Origin of the sequence: Phragmitibacter flavus (assembly GCF_005780165.1) — a bacterium.
GTDB classification, from domain to species: domain Bacteria; phylum Verrucomicrobiota; class Verrucomicrobiia; order Verrucomicrobiales; family Verrucomicrobiaceae; genus Phragmitibacter; species Phragmitibacter flavus.
Genome location: NZ_VAUV01000009.1, coordinates 198,305 through 214,329 on the forward strand (window position 1 = coordinate 198,305; position 16,025 = coordinate 214,329).

Below are 16,025 nucleotides of genomic sequence, written 5' to 3' on the forward strand. Positions count from 1 at the left end.
AAAGGAATTTTCCAACAAGTCGAACGACACGGGACAGTTAGTTCTTCGCCACAGGACTGCCGCCTTCCTTGAACGCATACAGATGGGTGTGGGTGGTCACATAAAGAACGCCATTGGCGGCGACCACATTGTTCATGATCGGGCCGGGGAACTCGATGGTGCCAAGCTCTTTCAATTCTTTGCCTTCCGCGAGGATGAACAATTCACCTTCCGCATTGCCAATGTAAACCTTGCCGTCCACCAGCAAAGGGCTGCTCCAGATGTTGCCTTTGGTGTCGAACTTCCAGTATTCCTGGCCGGTTTTCGCATCCAGGCAGAACACACGACCCGTGTAATCGCCCACGTAAATCAGACCATCCTTGATCGCAGGGGTGGAAATGGAACGCTCAATGCCTTTGAAGGTCCAAACGGCCTTGCCACTGATGTCGCCTTCCTTGGTAGGATCGATCGCGCTGATCATGCCCAATCCTTCGCCGTGTTCAGGATCTTGACCGATCGGGATATAAACCAAACCATCATAATACACCGGCGTGGCGATGTTTTCGCTGGGGCCGTCAAACTCCGCATACTTGCGAGGTTCGCCGTTTTCGTCCTTGCGATACTCGGGTGGATTGCAGTCATAACGCCAGTATTCCTTCATGATGTCCAGACCGTCCTCGTTCTTCTCGGTCTCCATCGACAGGCCATACATCCAGCCATCGCCCGCAGCGAAAATGATCTGGTCCTTGTCACCCACCTTCACATGAATTGGCGACGACCATGAACAATGCAGCGTGCGCTCGCTCGCAATGGAACTCTGTTCGCCGAGCAACTCACCGGTGTTTTTGTCGAGCATGATGAAGCTCGGTGCGGTGGGAGCCGGAATGTTTTGGTGCGTCCAGTCCACGCCATTGCAGGTCACCGTGAAAAGTTTATCACCAACAATCAAAGGATAACCCGAGGTCGCATTGTGCTGAAACACGCCCAGTTCCTTATACATGTCATAGGCCCAGATGATGTCCGCATCGGTGGCATTGTCCAATGGAATGGGCGCGAGGTTGCCGTCCGCCCCCGTCGGCGCATAAAAGTTCTCTTCATCGGTAAACGGACCGTCATTGCCGTTCGCAAACCCTTCCACATCAAGACAGACGATCTGGCAGCGATTGGTCGGCACATAAGCCCGGTTGCCCACAATCGTTGGCGACGCACAAATGCCCAGATACTCCCAGTCATTGACCTTCCCCGTGCCCATCTTCGGCACGATCATCTGCCAGAGAAAATTGCCGGTCTTCTCTTCAAACACCATCATCACCCCGCGGTCACCCAGATTTTTCGGGTTACGCGGACTCTCATTGTTGGTGCCCACATAGATGCGTCCATCCGCGATCACTGGCGTTCCGTAAGTTTGCGATCCCAGCTTGGCCACCCACAAACAATTTTTGGTGGTGCTCATGTCGATGTCTTCGGCACTGAGCTTGTTCACCTCTTCAGCACCCGGACGAAGCCGACCAGCAATGGCCGGCGCCGCCTTGGGTCCGAGCTTGGAACCAGGACTGAAATCCAACGGCATGTTCTTTTCCATGGACACCATGTTGCGCTGGTTGGACCCGCCCCACTGCGGCCAGTCGGCGGCATGCAACAAGGCAGGACAAAGGGCAAGGGCGAGTAATGGGGTAAGGGTCGTGAGCTTCATGATGGAGACGGGCAATGAATGGAGGGGGCGGGGGCTTGGATTCAGTTTAGTTGATTTAAGGGAACGACGGACGGACAATTATTGATTGGGGGTGATGCTCAAATTATCGAGATAAGCACGGCGTTGATTGAGCGGCGTGAAACTGAAAATCCCGGGAGAACCGTTTTTGTGAACGCGCGCCACCGGCACCTCAATGGTCCACGCATCAGGCTCGGCCTGACCACGCTCCCAAACCTTGGCGAGCACCACGCCACTGCCATCTTCTTTGGAGTCCACCCGCGTTTTCAACGTATACCACGCGTTGGGTTTGACCTTGAACGGCGCGGTCTTCGCGAGCCGCTCCAGATTCGAACTCACCTCAAGCTTCCCGGCATTGCTGCGGAGACAGATGAGATAACGCTGATTGATCAGTCCGATGTCCGACTTCACCCGAGCGGTGCCGTCCGTGAGCACGTCCACCTGCGCGGTGTAATTGGCGAGATCCGATCGCCCAACAAACACCGTCGCACGCTGGAACAGGATGCGGTCAAAGGTCTTGGCGAACACTTTTTCGCCTTCCAGTTCGCGCACATCAAACTTGAACCGCGCCCCGATCCAAGGCAACGGAGGGTAGGCGAATTTGATGTTCTCTCTCGGCTGGTCCTCGTTCAACTCATACTGGTTGAAGTCCTCCACAATGGGAAGATTCTGCAGGACGCGCCCACGAATCGTGCCCGTGAGACCATCCGCCGTGGTCGCCTTGAAAGCACCGGCACTCAGCTTGGCATTCTCCGCCGCCACCAATTCGCCTGCCTCATTGAAAGCCGCATCCATGGTCGCCTTCACCCTGGCCGTTGGCGGCACAAACGAAGCCCACTTGGCCTCCTTTATATCACCTACTACAAAGCCATTCGCATCCACCGAACGCAGACGGAACTTGGCCTTGTGTCCAGGTGTCAGCACCACTTCCGCAGGGATCGCCTGAATCGCCGCCGGTTTGCCCGCAACAGGAATCTCCACCACCGGTTCCGCATCGCGCGTCAAACCTTCATGACTGATGTTGAAGCAGTAAAATTTCTCGGTCGTGTGCAGGTAAAGTTTGCCATCGCAAACCACCACTGCCCCAAGACATTGACCCTCGACGCTGATCTCCTGCACAATCTCCGCGTCCTTCTCACCCGGTTTCACCACGAACAATTTGCCGGAAGTGAACGGGCAATACAGCAAGCCATCCACATACAAAGGCGACGCGTGCAGGTTGCTGTTGCTGAGTTTTTTGGTCCAGATGATCTCGCCGGTTTCGATGTTCAAACAATGCAACTCACCACCGTCGGTCTGCTGATAAAGCCGGTCGCCCACCACAATGGGCGAACTGCTCGTTGCCGCCAACGGTGCCCGCCATGCTTCTGCCGACGGCTCCAAAACCACCGTCGTCTGCCCTTCCGCCGGTGCCCCGGCCTCTTTAGGAATGTTCACCGCTGCCAGACGCCCTTTGTCAGAGCTGTCGACATTCTCATCGTTGTGAATCCCGATCACCTTGTCACCATGCAAAACCACCGAGGCATTCATGCCATTTTTGCCCGCTTGAAAGCGGAAGATCGGCTTGCCGTTGCGGGCATTGACGCAAATGATGTTGCCACAGCCGGTCCCTGCATAAAACACCCGCTTGCCAAAGCGCGTCTCGAACACCGGAGTTGAAAACGAACTGTCCACCGGAGGCGTGATGCCCGGCATGCTCCACCAAACCAACTCACCCGTGCGTTTGTCATACGCATAAAAACGATCCGCCGCAGGACCATCCGCACCCCAGTTGGAAGTGATCCCCCGTGCAATCACCAAATCCCCCTCAATCACCGCGCTGCCCACCCGCGCATTCGGAAAACTCAGTTTGCCAAAGTCTTCCGACATCGAAATGCGCCACAGTTCCTTGCCGTCAAAATCAAAACACAACAGCAGCCCGTAGTGAGTCATCAGATACACCTGCTTCGTCTCTGGATCGACCGTCGGTGCCCCAATGGAATAGCGATCATAAATCGTGTCGCTAAGGAAGTCGTTGAACTCATGTTCCCAGATCATCTTCCCCGTCTTGGCGTCCAGGGCCGTGAGCACCTCCACCAAATTCTCCCCCGCTCCTCGATACCCCCAGGAAAACAAACGGCCATCAAACAACACCGGCGCGCCCCGACCACGGGTCGCATACGTCCATGCTGGCTCCGTGTCCACCTTGCTGTTTTTGTAATGCTCCAGCGACACCCCATTCTGAAGCGGCCCACGCCAGTTCGGCCAGTTTGCAGAAGATTCTTGAGCGGGGGCGACAGAAGCAGCTCCAGCCATCAGGCTGACCGCCGCAACGATACGAATAGGGTGAAGCAAAAACGACATGGGAAGCGGAGAAAGATATGACAGGGAAGGCAATACTGAACAAGACGACTGACGATGGCAAGGTTCAACCGGCGAACGACGACGGAAAAACCGCGTGTGAGGATACGTCCGCCACAAAGAACATCTCGCATCCACTGCCCGCCAAAGTTCTACCGCCCCGATCAAACAGCTCCAACTCCATTGCCCGGCCAGATTGGACAACCAAAAGCGCCGCAAACGTTCAAATGCCTCAAAATAGCTCCCAACCCACAACTCCCGAAAGGCTGTCAACCCATAAAATGCTAAAATTTTCATCTTTCGGGCACTTAAAACCCTCTCAAAAATGAGAATAACCTCCTGTTTTTGAAAAAGTGCCCCCTCCTCATTGACGCATCCTCAAAAGATTTTAAGATAAAACCTGTCTGTTGGCGTCAGTTTACAGACCGATCGGGAGCAGCCCGTTTGCTGGTTCCTTTCGTTTGATCCTCGTATTGGTTGCTGGATCATTGGCTCCTCGGTCGCAAGACCGGGGAGTTTTTTTTGGCTCAACGCCGCTCCGCGAGCGGATACAATTGCCGCAAGATGTCCTTGCCCAGCTCGCGCATCATCAGTTCCATCTCCTCGTTCATGCTCGCAATGCCCACCTTCGAATCGGACGCGTGCTCCCACACATGGTCCACCATCTCACGATAACTCTCCACCAATTCGTCCACCTCACGCTGCCAGTGCGCCGGCCGTGCATCACGCGTCCAGGACCCGCGACCCCGACCAAAATGCGCCACCGCCAGATACGACAGTAAAGCCAGCTTCACCTGCTCTCGAAAATGCTCTTTTGACCAATGCAGCTTGTTGTCGTCCCCGCGCACCAGATTGTAGGACTTGATCAGCGCATAAGCACCCAGGCCGCCTCCGATCCCGCCCAGCAACGCCCCGCCGCCGAAGGTCAATCCACCCGCCTTCAAGTCCACCACCACCCCCGCGAGCGCGCCACTGGCAATCCCACTCAACGCCCCCCACACCGCCGCTTCCACATGCTGGGGCTCCGCAAAATCCCGCTTCGCCGAACGCAGCATTTCGCCTTTCTCGTCACGCCCCTCGAGTCCGTGGATCTCAATCAACCGATTCATCGCCTGCTCCGCGCGACCTGCCAATGACTCGCTCAACTTCTGCCGCGCCTCCGACCACTCCACTTCCAGCTCCCCGCGCTTGAACCCAATCTTCTGCAAAAACGACTCCGGCTTCACCGGCACCCCGTCCAGCGCATTCGCCGTCAGTTGATGCGACAACACCCGCATCGATCCCTGAAAAATGTCCTCGTTGCGACGCTGCCACGCCTTGCGCAGCTTCGTCATCGTCTCCTTCTTCTCCTCCGCCAACACCCGGTCAATGTGCTCCATCAACACCCGCTCCTGGACCCAGCAACGCGTGAACGCATCCAAGCTCAGCACCTGCTTCACGATAGGAAACTTCTGCAAATGCTCCCTCCACGCCTGCTCCTCCGCCGCCTCCTCCGCTGCTGGCCGCGGTGCCCCTGTCTGATTTAACAACACCAGCACCGGCTTGCCGATCCAGTCAAGAATCTCCATCTCGTGCTGCACAAATGTCCCGCCATTCAGACTCTCGCTGGCATTCGCCAGATACAGCACCACGTCCGCCTCCTCGCGAACATTTTTTAATGCTTGCTGCGCACACCACAACGGCTTGTCCGTCATCCGATCCCACATCTGGCTAAAAAACCACACCATCCCGCGCTCCATGCGCCGCAACCTCACCAGCAACCGCGCCGAATCCCCAAACCCAGGCGTGTCCCACAAAATCAATTCCGCCTCGCCCGACTCAATCAACGGATACGCCGTGTTAAACAACGTCACATGCGCCGCATCCCGCACCTCCCCCACATCACTGCGCAACAATGTCCTCGCAAGCGTCGTCTTGCCAGCATTGGTGTGCGAAATCAGGCTGAGGGTAACAGTGGAAGGCACGAGTAAAGAACCCCCATTCCTAATCCACCCTCGTCGTTCGTCAAACCATCAGTCATCAACAACCACTCTTCCCCCTCTCCAAACACCCACCCAAACCACCGAAAACACCTCCAGACTCGCTGTGTAATTTTGAGACTTCATCGCAAAAGCACCTTGGCGAAATACAAAATGAATAATTTTCTGACCAATCGCGCCTACGAGTGCTGTCACAGTTGACTTCAACATCTCCACTGGCGTAGTTTTCTGCCATCACCCACCCATGAAACCAACCTTGCTCACCCTTTCGGCCATGGCCTTTGCCATTGGCAGTCTCTCCATCACCAACGCGTCCGCTCAAGATGCTCCGGTCGATTTTGAAAAACAAATCCTCCCCATCCTTGATGCCAAATGCATGAGCTGCCACGCCAAGGAACACGAAGACAACGGCCGCATCAAAAAACCCAAAAGCGGACTCGCCCTCGACAGCGCCACCGCCATCATGAAAGGCGGCAAAGTCGAACCCGAAAAAACCGTCGTCGCTGGCAAAGCCGACGAAAGCTGGCTCCTCAAAAGCCTCCTCCTCCCTGAAGACGACGACATGTTCATGCCCCCCAAAGGCGACCACGTCACCCCCGAAGAACAAGCCCTGATCAAACAATGGATCGAACAAGGCGCCAACTTCGGAGCCTGGAAAGGCAACGAATAATCTTTAACCGACGCTAACCCCAACCCCTTCAAGCAACAGCGCGCCCACCTCACCGGGGGCGCGCTTTTTTGTGCCCAAACCCCGCCATTTTAATGTTTTTTTAACGCCTTCACTCCCCCTTTTAATTCGAGCAATCCCAGCCATGCCGCAGCCTTCGTCATGCAAATCATCGACTGGCTGCAACTGGCCCTCTTTCTTCTCACCCTCACCCTCATCACCAAACCCCTTGGCCTGTATCTCACCCAGGTCCTCGACCCCAACGGCCGCACCTGGCTCGACCCCGTCCTGCGCCCCGTCGAAAAACTGACCTATGCCCTCATCGGCATCCGCCCCCATCAGGAGCAGAACTGGAAGCAATACACGCTCGCCATGCTCATCTTCAGTGCCGCCGCCTGCGCCTTCACCTTCGCCATCCTCCTCCTTCAACATCAGCTTCCGCTCAATCCGCAAAACCTCCCCGCCCTAAGTCCCGCCCTCGCCTTCAACACCGCCATCAGCTTCACCACCAACACCAACTGGCAAAGCTACGGTGGCGAAACCACCCTGTCCTATTTCTCCCAGATGGTCGGGCTCACCCTGCACAACTTCACCTCCGCCGCCACCGGCATCGCCATCGCCGCCGCCGTCGTCCGCGGCATCGCCCGCTCCACCACCAACACCCTCGGCAACTTCTGGGTCGACCTCGTCCGCACCACCTACTACCTCCTCCTCCCCCTCAGCCTCCTGCTCGCCGTCTTCCTCATTTCCCAGGGCACCATCCAAAACTTCAAACCCTACGACACCGCCAACCTCATCGACCCCACCAGCGAAGTCACCACCCAAACCATCGCCCAAGGCCCCATGGCCTCACAAGCCGCCATCAAGATGCTCGGCACCAACGGCGGCGGATTCACCAACGCCAACGCCTCACAACCTTTCGAAAATCCCACCCCGCTGGCGAACTTCGTCCAGATGCTCACCATCTTCGCCATCGGCAGCGGCCTCACCTACCACCTCGGACGTGTCACCAAAAACCAGGCGCACGGTTGGGCTGTCTGGATCGCCATGATGATCCTCTTCACCGGCGGCGTTCTCACCTGTTGGTGGGCGGAATCCGCCGGCAACCCCATCCATCAACAACTCGGCATCGCCATCTCCGACGGCAACATGGAAGGCAAGGAAGTCCGCTTCGGCATCTTCAACTCCTCCCTCTTCGCCACCCTCACCACCGCCGCCTCATGCGGAGCCGTCAACGCCATGCACGACTCCTTCACCCCCATCGGGGGACTCGTCCCCCTCCTCATGATGGAACTCGGCGAAGTCGTCATCGGCGGAGTCGGTGCCGGTCTTTACGGCATGATCGTCTTCATCATCCTCGCCGTCTTCATCGCCGGACTCATGGTCGGACGCACCCCCGAATACCTCGGCAAAAAAATCCAAGCCTTCGAAATTAAAATGGCCATGACCGCCCTTCTCACCCTCACCTTCACCATCCTCGGTTTCACCGCCTGGGCCGTCGTTAGCGACTGGGGCCTCGCCGGACTCAACAACCAAGGACCCCACGGCTTCAGCGAAATCCTCTACGCCTACAGTTCTGCCACCGCCAACAACGGCAGCGCCTTCGCCGGCCTCACCGCCACCCCCACCAACGGCGATCCCCACTACAACCTCACCCTCGCCACCGCCATGCTCATCGGACGTTTTCTCATGATCATCCCCATCATGGCCCTAGCCGGCTCCCTCGCCCAAAAATCCATCACCCCGCCCGGTGCCGGAACCTTCCCCGCCCACGGCCCCACCTTCATCCTCCTGCTCGTCGTCAGCGTCGTCCTCATCGGTGCCCTCAACTTCCTCCCCGCCCTCGCCCTCGGCCCCATCGTCGAACACTTCCTCATGCACACCAACCAGTTGTTCTAACCATCCCCTTCATCCTTCCGCCTTCATCCCTTATCCTTTATCCTTTCTTCTCATGTCCACTTCCCTCTTCGACTGGCAAATCGCCCGCCCCGCCATCCCCGCCGCCTTCAAAAAGCTCCACCCCCGGCTCATGATTCAAAACCCGGTGATGGCCCTCACCCTTCTCGGAGCCATCACCACCACCTTCAGCATCTTCACCACCACCCCCGACGCGCGAGGTTTCACCCTGCAACTTTCCCTCTGGCTCTGGTTCACCGTGCTCTTCGCCAACTTCGCCGAAGCCATCGCCGAAGGCCGCGGCAAAGCACAGGCCGACACCCTCCGCAAAGCCCGCAAAGACACCACCGCACGCCGGCTCAAGTCGAACGGTAGCGAAGAAACCATCCCCGCCCAATCCCTCCAAAAAGGCGACACCGTCATCTGCGAAACCGGCGACCTCATCCCCGCCGACGGCGAAGTCATCGAAGGCATCGCCAGCGTCGACGAAGCCGCCATCACCGGCGAATCCGCCCCCGTCATCCGCGAAAGCGGCGGCGATCGCAGCGCCGTCACCGGCGGCACCCGCGTCATCAGCGACCGCATCCTCATCCGCATCACCTCCGAAAAAGGCAACACCTTCATCGACCGCATGATCTCCATGGTCGAAGGCGCGCAACGCCAGAAAACCCCCAACGAAATCGCCCTCACCATCCTCCTCACCGCCCTCACTCTCATCTTCCTCGGCGTCGTGGTCACCCTCCATCCCTTCGCCCGCTACGCCGGACTCACCCTCAGCCTCCCCGTCCTCACCGCCCTCCTCGTCTGCCTCATCCCCACCACCATCGGTGCCCTCCTCAGCGCCATCGGCATCAGCGGTATCGACCGCCTCATCCGCCGCAACGTCATCGCCACCAGCGGCCGCGCTGTCGAAGCCGCCGGTGACATCGACGTCCTCCTGCTCGACAAAACCGGCACCATCACCATCGGCAACCGCATGGCCTCCGACTTCCGCCCCGCCCCCGGCATCACCGAAGCCCAACTCGCCGACGCCGCCCAGCTCGCCTCCCTCGCCGACGAAACCCCCGAGGGCCGCAGCATCGTCATCCTCGCCAAAGAAAAATTCAACCTGCGCGCCCGCGACCTCACCACCGACAACAACAACACCCAGGCCACCTTCATCCCCTTCACCGCCCAGACCCGCATGAGCGGCGTCGACATCGACCAACGCCGCATCCGCAAAGGTGCCGCCGACTCCATCCGCCAATACATCCAACAACTGGGCGGAAGCTATCCCTCCGAAGTCACCCAACTCGTCGAAACCGCCTCACGCGCCGGCCGCACCCCCCTCGTCGTCGCCGAAGGCAACCAGGTGCTCGGCGTCGTCGAACTCAAAGATGTCGTCAAAGGCGGCATCAAACAACGCTTCGCCCAACTCCGCCAGATGGGCATCCGCACCGTCATGATCACCGGCGACAACCCCATGACCGCCGCCGCCATTGCCGCCGAAGCCGGCGTCGACGACTTCATGGCCCAGGCCACCCCTGAAGACAAACTCAACCGCATCCGCCACGAGCAAGCCCAGGGGCGACTCGTCGCCATGACCGGCGACGGCACCAACGACGCCCCCGCCCTCGCGCAGGCCGACGTCGGTGTCGCCATGAACACCGGCACCCAGGCCGCCCGCGAAGCCGGCAACATGGTCGACCTCGACAGCAACCCCACCAAACTCATCGAAATCGTCGAAATCGGCAAACAACTCCTCATGACCCGCGGTGCCCTCACCACCTTCAGCATCTCCAACGATGTGGCAAAATACTTCGCCATCATTCCCGCCATGCTCATGGCCACCTTCCCCGCCATCGCCCCCCTCAACATCATGCGCCTCGCCTCCCCCGAAAGCGCCATCCTCAGCGCCATCATCTTCAACGCCCTCATCATCATCGCCCTCATCCCCCTTGCCCTGCGCGGCGTCCCCTATCGCGCCGTCGGAGCCACCGCCGCCCTCCAGCGCAACCTCCTCATCTACGGCCTCGGCGGCCTCATCCTCCCTTTCATCGGCATCAAAGCCATCGACCTCATCATCACCACCCTCCACCTCGTGTGACACAAACTTATTGGGAGCGCCGGACTCCGGCCGGCCTCAGTGACCACCGTCCCCACCATCACCCACCCATTCAACATCCCATGAAAACCATCCTCCATCACCTCCGCGCCTCTATCGTCATCACCCTCCTTTTCACCCTCATCCTCTGCGGCCTCTACCCCCTCACCATCTGGTCCATCGGCCAGATCGCCTTCCCCCATCAAGCCAACGGCAGCCTCATCACCAACCCCCAAGGCGAACTCCTCGGCTCCACCCTCATCGGCCAGAACTTCACGAGCCCAACCTACTTCCATTCCCGCCCCAGCGCCGCCGGCCCCCATGGCTACGACGCCTCCAGCTCCAGCGGCAGCAACCTCGGCCCCACCTCCATAAAACTCGCCGACCAAATCCAGCAACGCATCACCGACTACCTCAGCAGTAACACCATTCCCCCCAACACCCCCATTCCCGCCGACGCCGTCACCGCTTCCGCCAGCGGTCTCGACCCCCACATCAGCCCCGCCAACGCCGAGCTCCAAATCCCCCGCATCGCCCGCGCCCGCAACCTCCCCGAAAATCAAATCCGCCAACTCGTTCATCAACACACCGAACCCCCATCCCTGGGCCTCCTCGCCCCCCCCCGCGTCAACGTCCTCACCCTCAACCTCGCCCTCGACCACCAAACTCCCTAACCCCAATCCCGTGGACTGCGGCAGCCCGCTGCCGCCGTAACCCCCGCAGCCTGCTGCGGCAAAAACTCAACCTCATTCCCCATCCCCTCTCGCAATCTCATCAAACCTAAAACTCGCCACCGTCCGGCACCACGCAGGCGTCACCGACTCCTTAAACGCCAGCGCACTGCACCAACGATAATCCGACGCCCGCTCCACCAACCCATGATGCACCGCATTCTGATGCACATAATTCAAGCGCGCCAAATAGCCCCGCTGCAACGTCAAATGCGTCTCCCGAAAGTTCTGCCACAGCCGCGTTCCCCCCTCCCTTCCCATCCGTCGGTTAAACTCCCGCGTCGTCACACTATGCAAATGCCGTAAAAAATTCCCCAACGACCCCGCCCCGCCCGAATCAGCCGCCGGACTATGCCCCACCAAATGATAATGATTCGATAACACCGCCCATGCCTCCAACCTCCAACCATACTTCTCCGCCAAACTCAGCAACGTCTCCTGAAACCAGTCCTTCATTTGCGGCGAATCCAGAATCGGCACCTGACCCGCCGTCCTCGCCGTCACAAAATACACCCCAGCTTCGAGCAACCGATGCGGCGGCCCATGCGGCCAGTCCCGCGTGCCCTTGCAAGCAACCTCATCTGGAACAGGGGTTTCCATCACAAAAAACCTATCCAACTCCTCCTCCACTCACAACTCATTTTCACACAAAGCTCCGTGGACTGCGGCAGCCCGCTGCCGCCGTAACCCCCGCAGCCTGCTGCGGCCATCCATCCATCCCCCCCCTCGCAGCAAGCTGCATCGCCCCAGCGGCAGCAAGCTTCCGCACTCCACAACCCATTTGCCCCCGCGCCCCACTCACCCTACCATCACCCATCCACCCACGGCACTCCTGCCATGACCCATGACCGAACTCATCCGTCCTGATCCCGATTCCCTCCTCGCGGAAGTCATGCGTCAGGAAGCCCAATCCAAGATGGGCAAACTCCACATCTTCCTCGGCATGTGCCCCGGCGTCGGCAAAACGTTCGCCATGCTGCAGGCCGCTGCCCAACGCCAGCGCGAAGGCACCAACCTCCTCGTCGGCATCGTCGAAACCCACGGCCGCCGCGAAACCGCCGACCTCCTCAACCACCTCGAAGTCCTCCCGCGCAAAACCCTCCCCCATCGCGATCACCCCCTCACCGAATTCGATCTCGACGCCGTCCTCGAACGCCGACCCGACCTCGTCCTCGTCGACGAACTCGCCCACACCAACGCCCCCGGCTCCCGCCACACCAAACGCTACCAGGACGTCCTCGAACTCCTCAGCGCCGGCATCGACGTCTACACCACCGTCAACGTCCAGCACATCGAAAGCCAGGTCGACACCGTCCGCCAGATCACCGGCGTCACCATCCAGGAAACCGTCCCCGACTCCATCCTCGACCACGCCCACGAGATCGAACTCATCGACATCAGCGTCGACAAACTCCTCGACCGCATGGCCGCTGGCAAAGTCTACCTCGGCGACCGCGCCGAACACGCCATGTCCAACTTTTTCAAGGAAGGCAACCTCACCGCCCTACGCGAAATGGCCCTGCGTTTCACCGCGGAGCACGTCGACCGCGACCTCGAAAACATCCGCCGCTCCCACCGCGTCACCAGCCCTTGGAAAACCAACGCCCGGCTCCTCCTCGGCGTCGGCCCAAGCCCCTATGCCGAAAGCCTCATCCGCTGGACCCGCCGTGCCGCCACCCGGCTCAACTGCCCCTGGCTCATCGTCTGGGTCGAAAGCACCACCACCCCAACTCCCGAAGCCCAAAAACGCCTCACCGCCTCCCTCGCCCTCGCCCGCCAGCTCGGTGCCGAAATCGTCAACGTCACCGGCGAAGACATCGCCACCGCCATCCTCCAGGTCGCCCGCGAACGCAACGTCACCCAGATCGTCGTCGGCAAACCCGGCAAACGCCGCCTCTTCCGACCCACCCTCGCCGATCAAATCATCGCCCAAAGCGGGGACATCGACGTCTGCGTCGTCCGCCCCACCCTTGCCACCAACCAAACTTCCACCCCCTCCAAAAACACCCGTCCGTTACCATCCCCCGCCACCCTCCGCGAATACGCCTGGGCCATCGGCATCACCGCCGTCACCACCCTCATCGGCTTCCCCCTTCTGCCTCTCACCGGCTACTTTTTCGTCGGCCTGCTCTTCCTGCTCACCATCATCCTCAGCTCCCTCCGGCTCACCCGCGGCCCCGTGCTCTTGATGGCCACCCTCAACGCCCTCTGCTGGAACTTCCTCTTCATCCAGCCCTACTACACTTTTCAAATTCAGAACCTGCACGACAGCCTCATGTTCGGCATGTTCTTCATCATCGCCCTCAGCATGGGCCACCTCACCACCCGCCTCCGTCAACGCGAACGGGCCGAACGCCAGCGCCAGCGCCAGACCGCCGCCCTCCTCAGCGTCACCCAAAGCGCCGCCCTTTCCGCCCAACCCGATCAAGGCCTCGCCGAAGCTCTGCGCACCATCAACGAACTCCTCAACGCCCAAACCGCCATCGTCACCCGCCACGGCGACCACACCCTCCACTCCCAACCCCACCCCGCCAGCACCTTCATCCCCACCGACAAAGAATGGGGCGTCATCCACTGGTCCTACGACAACAAAAAACCCGCCGGACGCTTCACCGACACCCTCCCCGTTTCCGACGCCACCTGGTTCCCCCTGCAAACCGCCACCAGCATCCTCGGCGTCATCGGCCTCAAACGTAACTCTGCCACCACCCTCGACTTCCTCACCCGCCAGTCCATCGAAGCCTTCGCCCTCCAGATCGCCCTCGTCCTCGAAAAAGAACACTTCATCGCCGCCATCAAACACGCCGAACTGCTCGCCCAATCCGAACACCTCCAGCGCACCCTCCTCGACAGCGTCTCCCACGAACTCAAAACCCCCCTCGCCATCATCCAAACCTCCCTCGACGCCCTCGACACTGAGCAAAATCCTTACCTCGACGAAATCCACACCGCCTCCCAACGCCTCCAACGCGTCGTCAACAACCTCCTCCAAATCACCCGCATCGAATCCACCACCATTCAGCCACAAAGCGAATGGTGCACCCTCTCCGACCTCATCCACGAAGCCCTCGACACCGTCCAGGACGACCTCACCCAGCACCCCATTCATCAACACCTCCCCGATCCCGCGCCCACCATTTCCCTCGACCCAAAAATCTTCACCCAAGCCATCGCCAATCTCATCCACAACGCCACCACCTACACGCCCCCCCAAACCCCCATCGACATCCACGCCAGCATCGAAAACCAAAAGACTCTCACCCTCACCGTCCGCGACCACGGCCCCGGCCTTCCCCCCGATTCCACCGAGAAAATCTTCACCAAATTCTACCGCCTCCCCGGCAGCCCCACCGGCGGCACCGGGCTCGGACTCTCCATCGCCCGCGCCCTCATCCGTTCCCTCAACGGCACCCTCACCGCCGCCAACCACCCCCAAGGAGGAGCCCTCTTCACCATCAAGCTCCCCGTTTCCATCCTCAACGCCGACCCATGATCCCCGCCCCACGCGCCCTCATCATCGACGATGAAATCCAGCTTCGTCGCCTGCTCCGACTCGCCCTTCAAGGCAAAGGCTACGAAGTCTTCGAAGCCGAAACCGGCTCCCTCGGCCTCAGCGAAGCCGCCTTCCGCAAACCCGACATCATCCTCCTCGACCTCGGCCTTCCCGACATCGACGGCCTCGAAGTTCTCAAACGCCTCCGCGAATGGACCGACACCCCCATTCTCATCCTTAGCGTCCGCGATCAGGAAACCATCAAAGTCACCGCCCTCGAAAACGGAGCCGACGACTACGTCACCAAACCGTTTTCCACCGTTGAGCTCGCCGCCCGCATGAGCGCTATCCAGCGCCGGCGCAAAACCGAAAGCGAACCCCTCATCACCCTCGGCCACCTCACCATCGACTTCGCCCAGCACGAAGCCCACCTTCGCGGACAGCCCCTCAAGCTTACCCCCATCGAATACCAGCTGCTCGCCCTCCTCGCCCGCAACGCCGGAAAAATCGTCACGCAAAAGCAAATCCTCACCGCCGTCTGGGGACCCAACGCCGCCGATCAGGCTCAATATCTCCGCGTTTACATCACCCACCTCCGCAAAAAAATCCCCGAGCCCGAGTCCCAAGTGAAAATCGCCAACGAACCCGGCATCGGCTACCGCCTCATCGAATCCTAACGTGACACAGGCTTGCAGCCTGTGGGTGGGTCAGGCATCCTGCCTGTCCCTTCAGGAATCGACCTCCACTTCATCATCCTTCCTCGGATAAATCGTCACCACCACAGTAGCTCCCACTTCATAGACCGCCTTGATCGTCTCCATGTTAAGCTCTGATCGAAAGTTGCCCGGTCTAGCATCCGCTTCATATCCAATATCAAACGTTCTTCGATGAGCACGATCCCAAATGCCCTTGGCGCGTTCATCCAAATGATTGACCGCACCAGTAAAAGTTAAAACCAGAGAGTCAGGACAATACGGCCCATGTCGGTTGCACTCGAATGTCGCCAAATAGCCGCCAGTGGCCTCTCCACAATAAAGATGTCGGATTTCATACTCCGATAACGCCAGAGCCAGATAATCAAGCGGCTCGCGCGAAGTCACTTCGAGATCAACATTCACAAACGATGCGGCCATGGCAATGAATGTT

At 59.5% G+C, this 16,025-nt stretch carries 11 protein-coding genes; 6 read left to right on the forward strand and 5 right to left on the reverse strand.

What is annotated here, in order from left to right:
* Positions 1-37: 37 nt before the first annotated feature.
* From FEM03_RS13720 to FEM03_RS13730, 3 genes are all read right to left on the reverse strand, one after another.
* Positions 38-1,672: an outer membrane protein assembly factor BamB family protein gene (locus FEM03_RS13720; protein ID WP_138086840.1), complete on the reverse strand. Its 1,635-nt coding sequence runs from the start codon at positions 1,670-1,672 to the stop codon at positions 38-40.
* 78 nt (positions 1,673-1,750) lie between these two features.
* The gene (locus tag FEM03_RS13725) at positions 1,751-4,033 is read right to left on the reverse strand and encodes an outer membrane protein assembly factor BamB family protein (RefSeq protein ID WP_166442849.1); all 2,283 of its coding nucleotides are present in this window, start codon (positions 4,031-4,033) and stop codon (positions 1,751-1,753) included.
* 524 nt (positions 4,034-4,557) lie between these two features.
* Positions 4,558-5,994 (reverse strand): GTPase domain-containing protein, encoded by a 1,437-nt coding sequence (locus tag FEM03_RS13730; protein ID WP_138086842.1) that lies wholly within the window; start codon positions 5,992-5,994, stop codon positions 4,558-4,560.
* A 259-nt stretch (positions 5,995-6,253) separates the two neighbouring features.
* On the opposite strand from FEM03_RS13730, the gene FEM03_RS13735 reads away from it, so the two are divergent.
* The 4 genes from FEM03_RS13735 (at position 6,254) to kdpC (ending at position 11,329) form a co-directional block, all read left to right on the forward strand.
* Positions 6,254-6,679, forward strand: coding sequence for a c-type cytochrome domain-containing protein (locus tag FEM03_RS13735; protein ID WP_138086843.1), 426 nt, complete (start codon positions 6,254-6,256; stop codon positions 6,677-6,679).
* Between the two features lie 159 nt (positions 6,680-6,838).
* Positions 6,839-8,575: a potassium-transporting ATPase subunit KdpA gene (kdpA, locus tag FEM03_RS13740; RefSeq protein ID WP_138086844.1), complete on the forward strand. Its 1,737-nt coding sequence runs from the start codon at positions 6,839-6,841 to the stop codon at positions 8,573-8,575.
* A 52-nt stretch (positions 8,576-8,627) separates the two neighbouring features.
* Positions 8,628-10,658 carry a potassium-transporting ATPase subunit KdpB gene (gene kdpB / locus FEM03_RS13745; RefSeq protein WP_138086845.1) on the forward strand — a complete coding sequence of 677 codons (2,031 nt, stop codon included), beginning with the start codon at positions 8,628-8,630 and terminating at the stop codon, positions 10,656-10,658.
* 80 nt (positions 10,659-10,738) lie between these two features.
* The gene (kdpC, locus tag FEM03_RS13750) at positions 10,739-11,329 is read left to right on the forward strand and encodes a potassium-transporting ATPase subunit KdpC (RefSeq protein WP_138086846.1); all 591 of its coding nucleotides are present in this window, start codon (positions 10,739-10,741) and stop codon (positions 11,327-11,329) included.
* A 72-nt stretch (positions 11,330-11,401) separates the two neighbouring features.
* On the opposite strand, the gene FEM03_RS13755 is transcribed toward kdpC, so the two are convergent.
* The gene (locus FEM03_RS13755) at positions 11,402-11,986 is read right to left on the reverse strand and encodes an REP-associated tyrosine transposase (RefSeq protein ID WP_138086847.1); all 585 of its coding nucleotides are present in this window, start codon (positions 11,984-11,986) and stop codon (positions 11,402-11,404) included.
* Positions 11,987-12,230: 244 nt separating this feature from the next.
* Between FEM03_RS13755 and FEM03_RS13760 the strand changes: the two genes are divergently transcribed.
* Positions 12,231-14,879, forward strand: a complete 2,649-nt coding sequence (locus FEM03_RS13760) for a sensor histidine kinase (RefSeq protein ID WP_138086848.1) — start codon at positions 12,231-12,233, stop codon at positions 14,877-14,879.
* Positions 14,876-15,556 (forward strand): response regulator, encoded by a 681-nt coding sequence (locus tag FEM03_RS13765; RefSeq protein ID WP_138086849.1) that lies wholly within the window; start codon positions 14,876-14,878, stop codon positions 15,554-15,556. Before FEM03_RS13760 ends, FEM03_RS13765 begins: the two co-directional genes overlap by 4 nt.
* Before the next feature lie 51 nt (positions 15,557-15,607).
* Here FEM03_RS13765 and FEM03_RS13770 read toward each other — a convergent pair whose 3' ends face one another.
* Entirely contained in the window at positions 15,608-16,012 is a 405-nt protein-coding gene (locus FEM03_RS13770; protein ID WP_138086850.1) for a hypothetical protein, read from the reverse strand.
* Between the last annotated feature and the right edge of the window lie 13 nt (positions 16,013-16,025).

Excerpts from the sequence above, each read along its gene's own strand:
- FEM03_RS13760 (WP_138086848.1), top strand. The coding sequence starts at position 12,231 with ATGACCGAACTCATCCGTCCTGATCCCGATTCCCTCCTCGCGGAAGTC.
- FEM03_RS13770 (WP_138086850.1), bottom strand. The coding sequence starts at position 16,012 with ATGGCCGCATCGTTTGTGAATGTTGATCTCGAAGTGACTTCGCGCGAG.
- kdpC (WP_138086846.1), top strand. The coding sequence starts at position 10,739 with ATGAAAACCATCCTCCATCACCTCCGCGCCTCTATCGTCATCACCCTC.
- FEM03_RS13755 (WP_138086847.1), bottom strand. The coding sequence starts at position 11,986 with ATGGAAACCCCTGTTCCAGATGAGGTTGCTTGCAAGGGCACGCGGGAC.
- kdpB (WP_138086845.1), top strand. The coding sequence starts at position 8,628 with ATGTCCACTTCCCTCTTCGACTGGCAAATCGCCCGCCCCGCCATCCCC.
- FEM03_RS13725 (WP_166442849.1), bottom strand. The coding sequence starts at position 4,033 with ATGTCGTTTTTGCTTCACCCTATTCGTATCGTTGCGGCGGTCAGCCTG.
- FEM03_RS13720 (WP_138086840.1), bottom strand. The coding sequence starts at position 1,672 with ATGAAGCTCACGACCCTTACCCCATTACTCGCCCTTGCCCTTTGTCCT.
- kdpA (WP_138086844.1), top strand. The coding sequence starts at position 6,839 with ATGCAAATCATCGACTGGCTGCAACTGGCCCTCTTTCTTCTCACCCTC.
- FEM03_RS13735 (WP_138086843.1), top strand. The coding sequence starts at position 6,254 with ATGAAACCAACCTTGCTCACCCTTTCGGCCATGGCCTTTGCCATTGGC.
- FEM03_RS13765 (WP_138086849.1), top strand. The coding sequence starts at position 14,876 with ATGATCCCCGCCCCACGCGCCCTCATCATCGACGATGAAATCCAGCTT.